Origin of the sequence: Sinomonas albida (assembly GCF_004919045.1) — a bacterium.
Taxonomy (GTDB): domain Bacteria; phylum Actinomycetota; class Actinomycetes; order Actinomycetales; family Micrococcaceae; genus Sinomonas; species Sinomonas albida.
In genome coordinates this window covers 41769-55437 of the sequence record NZ_SWDW01000015.1, presented here as the reverse complement: position 1 = coordinate 55437, position 13669 = coordinate 41769, and the positions used below count along the sequence as shown (strand labels likewise).

The 13669-nt window shown below is 70.2% G+C and carries 10 protein-coding genes; 8 read left to right on the top strand and 2 right to left on the bottom strand.

Annotation, left to right across the window (positions count from 1 at the left end):
* Position 1: 1 nt before the first annotated feature.
* Complete coding sequence (locus E6A26_RS14720; RefSeq protein ID WP_136611951.1) at positions 2-1639, bottom strand: acyl-CoA dehydrogenase family protein; 1638 nt, start codon at positions 1637-1639, stop codon at positions 2-4.
* Positions 1640-1717: 78 nt separating this feature from the next.
* Here E6A26_RS14720 and E6A26_RS14715 point away from each other — a divergent pair, with 78 nt between their 5' ends.
* Positions 1718-2536 (top strand): shikimate 5-dehydrogenase, encoded by an 819-nt coding sequence (locus E6A26_RS14715; protein WP_268815422.1) that lies wholly within the window; start codon positions 1718-1720, stop codon positions 2534-2536.
* Between the two features lie 262 nt (positions 2537-2798).
* Here the strand turns inward: E6A26_RS14715 and E6A26_RS14710 are convergent, their stop codons facing one another.
* The gene (locus tag E6A26_RS14710; protein ID WP_136611950.1) at positions 2799-4034 is read right to left on the bottom strand and encodes a class I SAM-dependent methyltransferase; all 1236 of its coding nucleotides are present in this window, start codon (positions 4032-4034) and stop codon (positions 2799-2801) included.
* A gap of 69 nt (positions 4035-4103) precedes the next feature.
* Between E6A26_RS14710 and E6A26_RS14705 the strand changes: the two genes are divergently transcribed.
* The 7 genes from E6A26_RS14705 (at position 4104) to E6A26_RS14675 (ending at position 13657) form a co-directional block, all read left to right on the top strand.
* Complete coding sequence (locus E6A26_RS14705; RefSeq protein WP_234865537.1) at positions 4104-4466, top strand: hypothetical protein; 363 nt, start codon at positions 4104-4106, stop codon at positions 4464-4466.
* A gap of 187 nt (positions 4467-4653) precedes the next feature.
* Positions 4654-4950 (top strand): co-chaperone GroES, encoded by a 297-nt coding sequence (gene groES, locus E6A26_RS14700; RefSeq protein WP_136611949.1) that lies wholly within the window; start codon positions 4654-4656, stop codon positions 4948-4950.
* An 81-nt stretch (positions 4951-5031) separates the two neighbouring features.
* Complete coding sequence (gene groL / locus E6A26_RS14695) at positions 5032-6639, top strand: chaperonin GroEL (RefSeq protein WP_136611948.1); 1608 nt, start codon at positions 5032-5034, stop codon at positions 6637-6639.
* A gap of 211 nt (positions 6640-6850) precedes the next feature.
* Positions 6851-8941: an acyltransferase family protein gene (locus E6A26_RS14690; RefSeq protein ID WP_136611947.1), complete on the top strand. Its 2091-nt coding sequence runs from the start codon at positions 6851-6853 to the stop codon at positions 8939-8941.
* Positions 8942-9127: 186 nt separating this feature from the next.
* The gene (gene guaB, locus E6A26_RS14685) at positions 9128-10639 is read left to right on the top strand and encodes an IMP dehydrogenase (protein WP_136611946.1); all 1512 of its coding nucleotides are present in this window, start codon (positions 9128-9130) and stop codon (positions 10637-10639) included.
* A gap of 74 nt (positions 10640-10713) precedes the next feature.
* Complete coding sequence (locus E6A26_RS14680) at positions 10714-11850, top strand: GuaB3 family IMP dehydrogenase-related protein (protein WP_136611945.1); 1137 nt, start codon at positions 10714-10716, stop codon at positions 11848-11850.
* A gap of 85 nt (positions 11851-11935) precedes the next feature.
* Positions 11936-13657, top strand: coding sequence for a glycerol-3-phosphate dehydrogenase/oxidase (locus tag E6A26_RS14675; protein ID WP_136611944.1), 1722 nt, complete (start codon positions 11936-11938; stop codon positions 13655-13657).
* The last annotated feature ends 12 nt before the right edge of the window (positions 13658-13669 follow it).

Genomic DNA, 13669 nt, shown 5'->3' with positions numbered 1-13669 from the left:
GCTACACGCGGGCCAGGATCTCTGCCGTCCGCGCCGTGTCCGGGAGGCACCCGTAGCCGAGCGTCCGCTTTTCGCCGAGGCGAGCGGCGAGGAAGCCCTCTGCAACGGACGACGGCGCGTGCCCCACGAGGAGGGCACCCTGAAGGGCCAGTGCGAGCTCCTCGGCGAGACGACGGGCCCACGCCTGAGCCTCCTCGGGCTCGCGGGTGGCGTCGGCAAGGAGCGAGAGAGCGCGCCCGAGCTGCGCGTCGAGCACGGGGTCCACGCCGCGCTGCTGCTCGAGCTCGTCCGCGAGGGCCTCGGCCGAAGTGGGCTCGCGTGCGATCGCCCGCAGGACGTCAAGCGCCACGACGTTGCCGGATCCCTCCCAAATGGCCATGACCGGCTGCTCGCGGTACCGCATCGCGAGCGGGAAGTCCTCCGTGTATCCGTTTCCGCCCAGGCATTCGAGGGCCTCGGCCGCGTGCGCGGGGCCGCGCTTGCAGACCCAGTACTTGGCGACTGCGGTCGCGATCCGCGCGAACGCGCGTTCGCGGTCGCCGTCGCCCGCCTGGCCGCGGGCGGCGTCGTCGGCCGCTGCGAGCCGGAGGCCGAGCGCGGTCGCCGCCTCCGACTCGAGCGCAAGATCAGCCAGGACGGCCGCCATAGCCGGCTGGTCGATGAGGAACCGTCCGAAGGCCCGCCGGTGCCGCGCGTGCCACACCGCCTCGGCCACGGCCTGCCGCATGCCCGCGGCGGTGCCGAGCACGCAGTCGAGCCGGGTCTCGTGCACCATGCCGATGATCGCGCGCACGCCGCGCCCGGGCTCGCCGACCCGCCAGCCGACCGTGTCCTCGAACTCGACCTCGGCGGACGCGTTCGCCCGGTTGCCGAGCTTCGACTTGAGCCGCACGAGCCGGAACGGGTTGCGCGAGCCGTCGTCGAGGACGCGCGGAACGAGGAAGCAGGAGAGCCCCGCGGGCTCCTGCGCGAGGACGAGGAACGCATCGCTCATGGGCGCGGAGCAGAACCACTTGTGGCCGGTGATGAGGGCGGTCCCACCGCCGGCGTCGACCGCGGTGGTCGTGTTGGCGCGAACGTCGGAGCCGCCCTGGCGCTCGGTCATCGCCATCCCTACGAGCGCGCCGGGCTTCTGGGCGGCCGGAATGAGCCGCGGTTCGTAGCCCGTACCGTACAGGCGCGGCAGCCAGACGTCGGCGAGGCCGGGTTCCGACGCGAGGGCCGGCACCGCCGCATGGGTCATCGACACCGGGCACGCGTGGCCCGGCTCGACCTGGGCGAAAAGCATGAAGGCGGCGGCCCGGGCCACGTGAGCGCCGGCCCTCGGATCCGCCCACGCCGAGGTGTGCGCCCCGTGCGCCACGGCGTCGCCGAGCACGCGGTGGTAGGCGGGGTGGTACTCGACCTCGTCGAGCCGCTCCCCGTAGCGATCCAGGGCGTGCAGCACGGGCGGATGGAGATTCGCGAGGCGCGCGTTCTCCTGGAACTCGGCCGAGCCGACGAGCCGCCCTGCGGTCGCGAGCGCGCCCGCGGCCCACCCTGCCCCGTACCGGCGCACGCCGTCCACGAGCGCGGCGTTGGTCGAGAATTCATCGACGCCCACGCGGGGCGGCGGTTGGTTCGGTGCGGTGCCCGGCATGGGTCCATTGCACACCGCCGATCCGGTGCGAGCCAGATCCCGCGCCGTACCCGCCGCCGCGACCAGTACCCTTGTGGCGTGCCGATCCTGAACAAAGACATGACGCTGTGCATCTCGCTCTCCGCCCGGCCGAGCAACAACGGGACGCGATTCCACAACTTCCTCTACGAGGCTCTGGGCCTCAATTGGATCTACAAGGCGTTCGCGCCGACGAACCTCGAGCAGGCCATTGCCGGTGTCCGGGGGCTCGGCATCCGGGGCTGCGCCGTCTCGATGCCGTACAAGGAGGACGTCATCGCGCTCGTGGACACCATGGACGCGTCCGCGGCGGCGATCGACTCAGTCAACACGATCGTGAACGACGCCGGAGTCCTCACCGCCTACAACACGGATTACACGGCGATCGCCCAGCTCATCGAACGCAACAGCCTCGACCCGACGCTGTCCGTTCTGCTGCGCGGCTCGGGCGGCATGGCCAAGGCGACGGCTGCCGCCTTCCGAGACGCAGGCTTCCGCGACGTCACGATCGTCGCGCGCAACGAGGCGGCGGGCCGCGCGCTCGCGGATCTGTACGGCTTCGGCTGGCAGGGCGAGCTCGGCGACTCGACGGGGGACGTCATCGTCAACGTCACCCCGATCGGCATGGCGGGCGGCCCCGAGGCGGACGCGCTGTCCTTCCCCGAGGCGACCGTCGAGGCTGCGCGGGTCGTGTTCGACGTCGTCGCCCTCCCCGCAGAGACGCCGCTCGTCCGCGCGGGGAGCGCGGCGGGCAAGACGGTGATCAGCGGCGCCGAGGTGGCGACCATTCAGGCGCTTGAACAGTTCGTCCTGTACACGGGCCTGCGCCCGAGCGACGAGCAGGTGCGCGCCGCCGAGGAGTTCATGCGAGCCCAGTAAAAAACGCACGACGGCGGTCAGCCCGCCTTGGGTACGCACGACGACGCTCAGTCACTGGGCGTCGATCTCAGGGCGGGCGCCTCCCGTTATGGTCTGTTATGGATGGCCGGTTCCGTAACAAAGCATAACTAGGCGCGGCGTGTCAGCGGTGGGGGAGCGACCGTCGTCGTCGACGGCTTCGATGTTCCAGACGTCGTTGTTCTTCGTGAGTCCTGCGCGTCCTGAGCCCTCCGCGACTGGATCCTTACAGGCGCAATGACGCCTAAGCCGGCTCGACGATGGCCGCCACGCGGTCCTCGCCGATGCGCGTGAGCACGAGCGTGGCGCGTTTGTGCGGCGCCTTCTTGGGCGTCTTGCCCTGGCCTGCGAGGAGCAGCTTGCGGAGCTCGTCCGGCGTGACCGCCATGCCGCGCTTCTTGATGTCGAGCGTGCTGATGCCCTCGTCCCGAACCCATTGGCGCAGGGCGCGGACGTTGTAGTGCCGCACCTCGAGCACGCGAAAGGCCCGCGCGAACGGCGTCTGGACCAGATTCGGGGCGCAGATGTACGCGATATGCGGGTCCACGAGGTGGCCGCCGAGGCGATCGGCGAGCTCGGCGACGAGGCCCGCGCGGATCACGGCTCCGTCCGGCTCGTACAGGAAGCCCTCGAGGGGGCCCACATCGGCAACGGTCCCGCCGCCGAAGTCGGTCTCGGCCACGAGCTCGGACGCGGAATCGTCCGCGATGACGAGCGCGGCTCGGCGGACGCTCGGCCGCTTGAGCGCGTTGAAGTAGAGCGAGACCTCGGCGACGTCGCCGTCGACCGAGACCCACTGCGCCTCGCATGCCGTGGGGACGGAGTCGTGGGGGAGGCCTGGTCCGAGCTTGACGCCCACGGGCAGGCCGCGGTCCGCGAGGTCGGAGGCGAAGCTGAGCGGCGGCGAGAAGTCCTCGGGGTCCCACAGGCGTGTGGTGCCGGACGTCGTCGTCGTTCGGCGCGCGGGGTCCAGCCAGACGCCGTCGATTCCCTCGAGCGGGACTGTCTGCGCGTCGGCGTGGACCACGCGCACGCTCGGGAACGGCATGAGGTTCACCGTGGCGCACGCGGCGGTCGTCTCGTCGAGCTCCACGGCGGTGACGTCCAGATCGAGGGAGGCCATGGCCATCGCGTCGGATCCGAGTCCGCAGCCCAGATCGGCCACGCTCTGCACTCCGGCGTCCACGAAGCGCCGTGCGTGCCGCGCCGCGATGCTGAGCCGCGTGGCCTGCTCGAGGCCGGGGCGGGTGAAGAGCATGTGCCGGGAGAACTCGCCGAATTTCGTTTCGGCCTTGAGCCGCAGCCTGGCCTGGCTCAGGACGGCGGAGACGAGCTCCGGGGCATGGCCCGCTTTGCGCAGCCGGGCCGAGATGGCCAAGGCGTCTTCCTCGCGGTACGGGCCGAGCGAGTTGAGCAAGGCCCACCCCTCCGTGGTGAGCAGCGGGGCGAGCTGCTCGGGGGCTGGGTGGTCTGGGGCCATGGTTCAAGCCTAGTTCACACGCGGTCGCCGTCCCCGCCGGGGCCTCCCGGATCCGGCTAAGGTGGAGGCATGGAGACGACGCCTGCAGCCTCGCCGACCGCCCACAACGGGGGTTCCTCCCGCACCATCCGGACGGTGTTGATCGTGGGCATTGTGCTCGCGGTCGTCTCCGCGGTTCTCCTCGCCGTCGTGCTGGGCCTCGACGCGTTCACGGCCGCCGTCTACTCGGTGGGCGGCAAGAGCATCGACGATTCGACCCCGGAGGCCGCCGCCCTCCGCGACCAGTACCTCGGGGCCAAGATCGCTTCCATCGTGGGCCTCGTGGTGGGCGGCGTGTTCCTCGTGGGCCCGCTCGTCGTGATGTACCTCAACCGCGGCCGTTCGGGCGACGACGGCGACGACCTGAGCTTCGACGAGCTCGCCGGGGAGTAGCCCGCTGCGCACCCGAAGCGCGCGCTCACTGGCACTCGCCTTGACCGAGTGCCAGCCGCTCAATAGAGTCGGGGATAGCACTCGGCAGGTTGGAGTGCTAATTGTCCAGGCACGCTCCCGGCACCCGCGACGACGGTTGCATGCCCGGTTCCGTTTTCCGTGATCCGTTCATGAAAAGGAGAGATCCGTGTCGGTCTCCATCAAGCCCCTCGAGGACCGTATTGTCGTCAAGCCGCTCGAGGCGGAGCAGACCACTGCTTCGGGCCTCGTGATCCCGGACACCGCCAAGGAGAAGCCCCAGGAGGGCGAAGTCGTCGCTGTCGGCCCCGGCCGCGTTGACGACAACGGCAACCGCGTCCCCGTGGACGTTGCCGTGGGCGACGTTGTCCTCTACTCGAAGTACGGCGGCACCGAGGTCAAGACGGGCGGCACCGAGTACCTCGTGCTCTCCGCCCGCGACGTCCTCGCGATCGTCGTCAAGTAGTCAGCGCCGAGCAGGACTCGAGTGCGGCAGCACCCCGGCCCGCAGCGGCCGGGGTGCTGCCTTTGAGCCAAGGAGAAGCGAATGGCAAAGCAGCTTGCATTCAACGATGACGCCCGCAAGGCCCTCGAGGCCGGCGTCGACAAGCTCGCCGACACCGTCAAGGTCACGCTCGGCCCCCGCGGCCGCAACGTGGTCCTCGACAAGAAGTGGGGCGCGCCGACCATTACCAACGACGGCGTGACGATCGCCCGCGAGGTCGAGCTCGAGGACCCGTACGAGAACCTCGGCGCCCAGCTCGCCAAGGAAGTCGCGACCAAGACCAATGACGTGGCCGGCGACGGAACCACGACGGCGACCGTGCTCGCCCAGGCGCTCGTCAAGGAGGGCCTCCGCAACGTGGCCGCTGGCGCGGCCCCGGGCCAGATCAAGCTCGGCATCGAGGCCGCGGTCGAGGCCGTGGCCAGGCGGCTCGGCGAGAACGCACGCGAGGTCTCCGGCGGCCAGGTCGCCAGCGTCGCCGCGATCTCGGCCCAGTCCGACGAGATCGGCGACCTCCTCGCCGAGGCGTTCTCGAAGGTGGGCCAGGACGGCGTCATCACCATCGAGGAGTCCTCGACGACGCAGACGGAGCTCGTCCTCACCGAGGGCATGCAGTTCGACAAGGGCTACCTGTCCCCGTACTTCGTGACGGACGCCGAGCGCCAGGAGGCCGTCCTCGAGGACGCGTACATCCTCATCCACCAGGGCAAGATCTCCTCGCTGCAGGAGTTCCTCCCGCTCCTCGAGCAGACGCTGCAGGCCTCGAAGCCGCTGTTCGTCATCGCCGAGGATGTCGAGGGCGAGGCCCTCTCGACGCTCATCGTCAACAAGATCCGCGGCACGATCAATGTCGTCGCGGTCAAGGCACCGGGCTTCGGCGATCGCCGCAAGGCCATGCTGCAGGACATCGCGACCCTCACCGGTGCGCAGGTCGTCTCCCCGGAGGTCGGCCTGAGCCTCGATCAGGTGGGCCTCGAGCAGCTCGGCACCGCGCGCCGGATCACGGTGACGAAGGACACGACCACGATCGTCGACGGCGCGGGCTCTTCCGAGGACGTCGCCGGGCGCGTCGCCCAGCTCCGTGCCGAGCTCACCCGCACCGACTCCGACTGGGACCGCGAGAAGCTCCAGGAGCGCCTCGCGAAGCTCGCGGGCGGCATCGGCGTCATCAAGGTCGGCGCGGCCACCGAGGTCGAGCTCAAGGAGAAGAAGCACCGCATCGAGGACGCCGTCTCGGCGACCCGCGCTGCACTCGAGGAGGGCATCGTGGCCGGCGGCGGCTCCGCGCTCGTCCACGCGGTCCGCGCGCTCGACGAGGACCAGGCCATCGCCTCGCTCGAGGGCGATCTCGCCGTCGGTGCGAACATCGTGCGCCGCGCGCTCGTCCAGCCGCTGCGCTGGATCGCGCACAACGCGGGCTTCGACGGCTACGTCGTCGCGGCTCGGGTCGCCGAGGCCGAGGTCAACCACGGCTTCAACGCGAAGTCGGGCCAGTACGAGGACCTCATCGCGGCCGGTGTCATCGATCCGGTCAAGGTGACGCGCTCCGCTCTGCGGAACGCGGCGTCGATCGCGGCGCTCGTGCTCACCACGGAGACGCTTGTCGCCGACAAGCCTTCCGAGGATGAGCCGGCGGGCCACAGCCACTAGGCTGCAGGGCCGCTAGCAGCGCTCCACACGAGGGCCGTCCCAGCTTTGCTGGGGCGGCCCTCGTCGCGTCCCCGGGGGCGTCCTCGGGGGCCCACGCGCCGTCGTCCGCGCACCGCGCAGCGCTCACACGCAGAAGCTATGGCTCTCACAAGATCTCCACAGGATCGCACGGCGGAATGGTGGGGCAGAACGAAACCGGAGGGGTGTGCGCGTGACGACCGAGGCGACCGACTTGCCAGTGCTGACGCAGAGGACGACGGCGGCCGGGCGCCCCGCGCGCGACGCCGAGCCTCCCGGGGCGGCAGCGCGGAAGTTCCGTCCGGAGATCCAGGGCCTCCGCGCCGTGGCCGTGCTTCTCGTGGTCCTCTATCACGTGTGGCTCGGGCGCGTCTCGGGCGGCGTGGACGTCTTCCTCATGATCTCGGCGTTCCTCATGACGGGCCAGTTCGTGGCCCGTCACCGCCGCGGCGAGCGGACCCGCCTCGTCAAGCACTGGCTGCACGTGTTCCGGCGGCTCATGCCCGCCGCCGTGGTCACGATCGCGGGCACCATCGGCGCGACCGTCCTGTTCCTGCCCGCGACCCGCTGGAGCGCCGTCCTCCAGCAGGGCCTCGCCTCGCTCGTCTACGCCGAGAACTGGCTCCTGCAGAGCGACGCCGTGAACTACTACGCGCAGGACCATGCGCTCGCGAGCCCGTTCCAGCACTTCTGGTCGCTCTCGATCCAGGGCCAGATCTTCATCCTGTTCCCGCTCCTCTTCGTGGCGCTCGGCGCGATCGCGCGGCGATTCGCGCTCCGCTACGAGCGGTTGCTCGCCATCGTGATCGGGGCGGTGTTCGCGGCGTCGTTCGTCTACTCCGTCATCGACACCCTCGTGAACCAGGTGCAGGCATACTTCTCCCTTCCCGCCCGCGTGTGGGAGTTCGCACTGGGAAGCCTCGTGGCCCTCGTGATCGACCGGGTGCGGATCCGCCCGTGGATCGCGGTGCTTATCGGCTGGGCGGGCGTCGCCTCGATCGTCGTGTGCGGGATCGTGATGGACGTCGAGACCGCGTTCCCAGGCGCGATCGCACTGTGGCCCACGCTGTCCGGCGCCGCCGTCATCCTCGCGGCCCAGCACGGCGGGCGGCTCGGCGTCCACCGCCTCCTCGCCTCGCGGCCCCTCCGGAAGCTCGGCGACATCTCCTACGGCCTCTACCTCTGGCACTGGCCGGTGCTCGTCATCGCGCTCACGTGGCGGGACAAGGACAGCGCGGGGTGGCTCCTCGGGACGTGCGCCATCGTGCTCTCGCTCGTGCTCGCGTGGGCCACCATCACGTTCGTCGACCTGCCGTGGCGTGCGTGGGAGTGGCCGGAGCAGCGGCTTCCGAACGGCGTGATCGCCGTGGTCGCGTGCGCGCTCGTGGCAGTCGTGCCGATCGGGTCCGTCATGACGACGATCCAGACCAAGACGACCGTCGCCGAGGCGAAGGCCGTGGTGAACAATCCGGGGGCCGCCTCGCTTGTCCCGGGCTACACGAATCAGGCGTCGCCGTCCGCGCAGCTGCTCCCGCTCGCCCAGAACCTGCCGAACGACTGGTTCGGCCTCCCGTCGAAGTGCTCCGCGGACCTCAAGGTCCCCTCGAGCCTCCAGGGCAACTGCCTCATGAACAAGGCGGGATCGAGCGCGTCCAAGACGATCGTGGTGGTGGGGGACTCGCACGCCGAGCAGTGGACCGCGGCGCTCGAGCCGGTCGCCGAGCAGCACGGCTGGCGCGTTGTGACGCTGCTCTTGGGCGGATGCGTCTACTCGCCGAGCGTGACCACGCCGAACGCGGCCTGCAACCAGTTCAACGCGAACGTGGCCGCGTACCTCGCCGCCAACCCGCCCGGCGCGGTGTTCACGGTCGGCACTGTCGCGGCGCCGTCGTCGTCGGAGGAGACCCTCACGCCGGGCCTGGACCAGACGGTGGCCGCCCTCACGGCCAAGGGCACCGAGGTGATCGCGATCCGCGACAACCCGCGGTACACCTTCGACATGGCGGACTGCGTGGTCCGGAACGGCGCAACGAGCGCCGCATGCAATCCGTCCCTCTCGAGCGTGCAGGCGGCCCAGTCGCCGCTCGCGACGTTCGCGGCGCAGCACACGTCAGGCTTCGCGGCGATCGACATGACCGACCTCGTGTGTCCGAACGGAGCGTGTACCGGCGTCATCGGCAACATGTACGTCTACATGGACGACAACCACCTCACGCGCACGTACGCTGCCTCGATGTCGGCGCAGCTCGGCCAGCGGCTCCTCGCCGCTACCGGGTGGGCGTGACGGGTCGGCTGACCGACCCGACTGTGGCCTTGGTCACCCGGCGGGCCAGCGGAATACCAGCTCGCTACGGGGAAGTTTAGGATAGAGAGCACCGCAGCAGACCAGTCCCGTAAGCACTGGCTGGTCATCAGCACTTCTGTCAGTTCGCGCCGTATCCCCCCGTTGGCGCACGGCCAAGGAGCACTCATGACCAATGCCCCCGAGCATGACCCGTTCGGCTTTCTGGGACTCACCTACGACGACGTCCTCCTCCTGCCCGGTCCCACGGACGTCATCCCCTCCGAGGCTGACACGTCCACCCGCCTCTCGCGCCGCATCCGCCTCGGCATCCCGGTCCTCTCCGCCGCGATGGACACGGTGACCGAGGCGCGCATGGCCATCAGCCTCGCGCGCCAGGGCGGCATCGGCATCCTGCACCGCAACCTGTCGATCGAGGACCAGGCCGAGCAGGTGGACCAGGTCAAGCGCAGCGAGTCGGGCATGATCACGAAGCCCGTCACGGTCGGGCCCGAAGCGACGCTCCGCGAGCTCGACGACCTGTGTGCCCATTACCGCGTCTCGGGCCTCCCGGTCGTTGACGCGAACCGACGCCTGCTCGGCATCATCACGAACCGCGACACGCGCTTCATCGCGCACGAGGAGTTCGCGACCCGCAAGGTGCACGAGGTCATGACGCCGATGCCGCTCGTGACCGCGAAGGTCGGCGTGGGCCGCGACGAGGTGATCGGCCTCCTCGGCAAGCACCGGATCGAGAAGCTCCCGCTCGTGGATGACGACGGTCTCCTTCAGGGACTCATCACGGTCAAGGACTTCGAGAAGGCGGAGCTGTACCCCAACGCGACGAAGGACGAGGCAGGGCGGCTCCGCGTCGGAGCCGCAGTCGGCTTCTTCGGCGACGGCTACGAGCGCGCGATGGCCATGGTCGAATCCGGGGTGGACGTCCTCGTGGTCGACACGGCCAACGGCCACAGCCAGGGCGTGCTGGACATGATCTCGCGGCTCAAGAAGGATCCCGCGGCGGCGCACGTCGACGTGATCGGCGGTCAGGCCGCGACGCGCGAGGGCGCGCAGGCCCTCATCGACGCCGGAGCGGACGCGATCAAGGTCGGCGTCGGGCCGGGCTCGATCTGCACGACCCGCGTCGTCGCCGGCGTTGGCGTCCCGCAGATCACGGCGATCTACGAGTCCTCCAAGGCGGCCATTCCGGCGGGAGTCCCGCTCATTGCCGACGGCGGCCTCCAGTATTCGGGCGACATCGGCAAGGCGATTGTCGCCGGGGCGGACTCGGTCATGCTCGGCTCGCTCCTCGCCGGCACGGCGGAGGCCCCGGGCGACCTCGTCTTCATGAACGGCAAGCAGTTCAAGTCGTATCGCGGCATGGGCTCGCTCGGCGCGATGCAGACACGCGGCAAGAACACGTCGTACTCGAAGGACCGCTACTTCCAGGCCGACGTGCCGAGCGACGAGAAGCTCATCCCCGAGGGCATCGAGGGCCAGGTTCCGTACCGCGGCCCGCTCGGCGCGGTGGCCCACCAGCTCGTGGGCGGCCTGCGCCAGACGATGTTCTACGTCGGCGCGCACACGATCGACGAGCTCAAGGCCAAGGGGAAGTTCGTTCGCATCACGTCGGCGGGCCTCAAGGAGAGCCACCCGCACGACATCATGATGACGTCCGAGGCCCCGAACTACCGCAGGTAGGCCCAGCGTCACGAGGCCCTCGCACCCTCTGGGGTGCGGGGGCCTTCGACGTCCCGGCGGGTAAGGTAGGGGCCGTGACCTACGAGATCGAAATCGGCCGCGGCAAGCGCGGTCGGCGCGCATACTCCCTCGACGACATCGCGATTGTCCCCAACCGGCGCACCCGGGATCCCGAGGACGTCTCGGTCTCGTGGCAGATCGATGCGTACCGCTTCGACATGCCGGTCATCGCTGCGCCGATGGACTCGGTCATGTCTCCCGCGACGGCCGTCGAGCTGGGCCGTCTCGGCGGGCTCGGCGTCCTCGACCTCGAGGGCCTGTGGACGCGCTACGAGGATCCCGAGCCGGTGCTCGCCGAGATCGCTGCCCTTGAGGGGGAGCCGTCGAGCCCGTCGGTCACGCGGCGGCTGCAGGAGCTCTACACCGCTCCCGTCAACCCCGAACTCATCACGTCGCGCCTTGCGGAAATCCGGGACGCGGGCGTGACCGTCGCCGGCGCGCTCACGCCCTCCGGCACCGTGAGCCACTACAAGACTGTGCTGGCGGCCGGCGTCGACCTCTTCGTCATCCGGGGCACCACGGTCTCCGCCGAGCACGTCTCGAAGGGGCAGGAACCGCTCAATCTCAAGAAGTTCATCTACGAGCTGGACGTCCCGGTGATCGTCGGCGGCGCCGCGGGCTACACGCCGGCGCTGCACCTCATGCGCACGGGCGCGGCTGGCGTGCTCGTGGGCTTCGGCGGGGGTGCGACGACGACGACGCGCCGCGCGCTCGGCATCCACTCCCCGCTCGCCTCGGCGATCAGCGACGTCGCCGCGGCCCGGCGGGACTACATGGACGAGTCCGGCGGCCGCTACGTCCACGTGATTGCCGACGGCGGGATGGGCACCTCGGGCGACATCGTCAAGGCTATCGCGATGGGTGCGGACGCCGTCATGCTCGGCTCGGCACTCGCCCGCGCCGAGGAGGCCCCGGGCCACGGCTGGCACTGGGGCGCCGAGGCGCACCACCCGGACACGCCGCGCGGCGAGCGCGTCAACATCGGCACGGTCGGGCCGATGCGCGAGGTCCTGTTCGGCCCGGGGCACCACCCCGACGGCACGTCCAACCTCGTGGGCATGCTCCGCCGGTCGATGGCCACGAGCGGCTACCTCGAGCTCAAGGAGTTCCAGCGGGTGGACGTCGTCGTGTCGCCCTACGCGGGGCGCTAGGACGCAGCGAGGAACGGCGGGGCCGCTTGACGGTCTGCCTAGACTCCTAGCAGGTGATTTCTTGCGAGCTGAGGGGGCGCGGACGATGCCAGGACACTTGGGCCCGGAAGGCCGGACGACGGCGATCGAGCGGCTCAAAGCCACGGCGCAGCCGGGCAGGGAGCTTGACGTCCTCATTGTCGGCGGCGGAATCGTGGGCGCGGGCGCCGCGCTCGACGCGGCCACGCGCGGCCTCGAGGTGGGCATCGTCGAGCAGCGCGACTGGGCCTCCGGGACGTCGTCGCGCTCGTCGAAACTCATCCACGGCGGGCTCCGCTACCTCGAGATGCTCGACTTCCGGCTCGTCCAGGAGGCCCTCCAGGAGCGGGGCCTCCTCCTGCAGCGGCTCGCGCCGCACCTCGTGAAGCCGGTCCCGTTCCTGTACCCGCTCACGCGGCGGTGGTGGGAGCGCCCGTACGTGGGCATGGGCATGATCATGTACGACACGCTCGGGCTCACGAGCGGGCACGGCAACGGCGTCCCGCTGCACAAGCACATGTTCCGCCGCGGCACCCTGCGGGCCGCGCCGAGCCTCAAGGACGACGCCATGATCGGCGCCATCCGCTACTACGACGCCCAGGTCGACGACGCGCGCATGGTCACGACGATCGTCCGGACGGCGGCGTTCCACGGCGCGCATGCCGTGAACCGGCTGCGCGTCGAGACGTTCCTGCGTGAGGGGGAGCGTGTGGTCGGCGCGCACGTCCGTGATCTCGAGACGAGCGACGCGTTCGACATCCGGGCCCGCCAGGTCATCAACGCGACCGGGGTGTGGACCGACGAGACGCAAGGCATGATCACGGATCGCGGGCAGCTCAAGGTCCGCGCCTCGAAGGGCGTGCACCTGGTGGTGCCGCGCGACCGCTTCCAGTCGACCGTAGGCCTGATCCTCCGCACGGAGAAGTCGGTTCTCTTCGTGATTCCGTGGGGGCGGCACTGGATCATCGGCACGACCGACACCGAGTGGAGGCTCGACAAGGCGCATCCGGCCGCGTCGAGCAAGGACATCGACTACATCCTCGAGCACGTCAACCGGGTCCTGCGAGTCCCCCTCACCCGGGAAGACGTCGAGGGCGTGTACGCGGGTCTGCGTCCGCTGCTTGCAGGCGAGAACGAATCGACGGCAAAGCTCAGCCGCGAGCATGTCGTGGCGCATCCCGTCCCCGGCATGGTCATGGTCGCGGGCGGGAAGTTCACGACGTACCGGGTCATGGCGCGCGACGCGGTGGACGAGGCCGTCCGGAGCCTCGACGAGCGCGTCCCAGCGAGCGTCACGGACAAGATTCCGCTGCTCGGCGCAGACGGCTACAAGGCCGTGTGGAACCGGCGCCAGCGGCTCGCCGATTCGGCAGGCGTGCACGTGGCACGGGTCGAGCACCTCCTCAACCGCTACGGGTCACTCACGCCCGAGGTCCTCGACCTCATCGCCGAGGACCCCTCGCTCGCGCAGCCTCTTCCGGGCGCCGACGACTACCTCCGCGCCGAAGTCGTCTACGCCGTGACCCACGAGGCGGCGCGGCACGTCGAGGACGTGCTGACGCGGCGTACGCGGATCTCGATCGAGGCCTGGGACCGTGGGGTCTCGGCCGCGCCCGTCGTGGCGGAGCTCATGGCGCCGCTCCTCGGCTGGAGCGAGGTGCAGCGGGAGAACGAGACCGCCCACTATCTCAAGCGGGTCGAGGCGGAGCGGCTCAGCCAGGAGCAGCCCGACGACGCGACGGCCGACGGCGTGCGGCTCGGGGCCGCGGACATCATCCCCGTCAAGTGACGCCCGTGCGTC

Bases quoted from the DNA above. Each gene is read 5' to 3' on its own strand.
- E6A26_RS14720 (WP_136611951.1), bottom strand. From the start codon at position 1,639: ATGCCGGGCACCGCACCGAACCAACCGCCGCCCCGCGTGGGCGTCGAT.
- E6A26_RS14710 (WP_136611950.1), bottom strand. From the start codon at position 4,034: ATGGCCCCAGACCACCCAGCCCCCGAGCAGCTCGCCCCGCTGCTCACC.
- E6A26_RS14705 (WP_234865537.1), top strand. From the start codon at position 4,104: ATGGAGACGACGCCTGCAGCCTCGCCGACCGCCCACAACGGGGGTTCC.
- groL (WP_136611948.1), top strand. From the start codon at position 5,032: ATGGCAAAGCAGCTTGCATTCAACGATGACGCCCGCAAGGCCCTCGAG.
- guaB (WP_136611946.1), top strand. From the start codon at position 9,128: ATGACCAATGCCCCCGAGCATGACCCGTTCGGCTTTCTGGGACTCACC.
- E6A26_RS14675 (WP_136611944.1), top strand. From the start codon at position 11,936: ATGCCAGGACACTTGGGCCCGGAAGGCCGGACGACGGCGATCGAGCGG.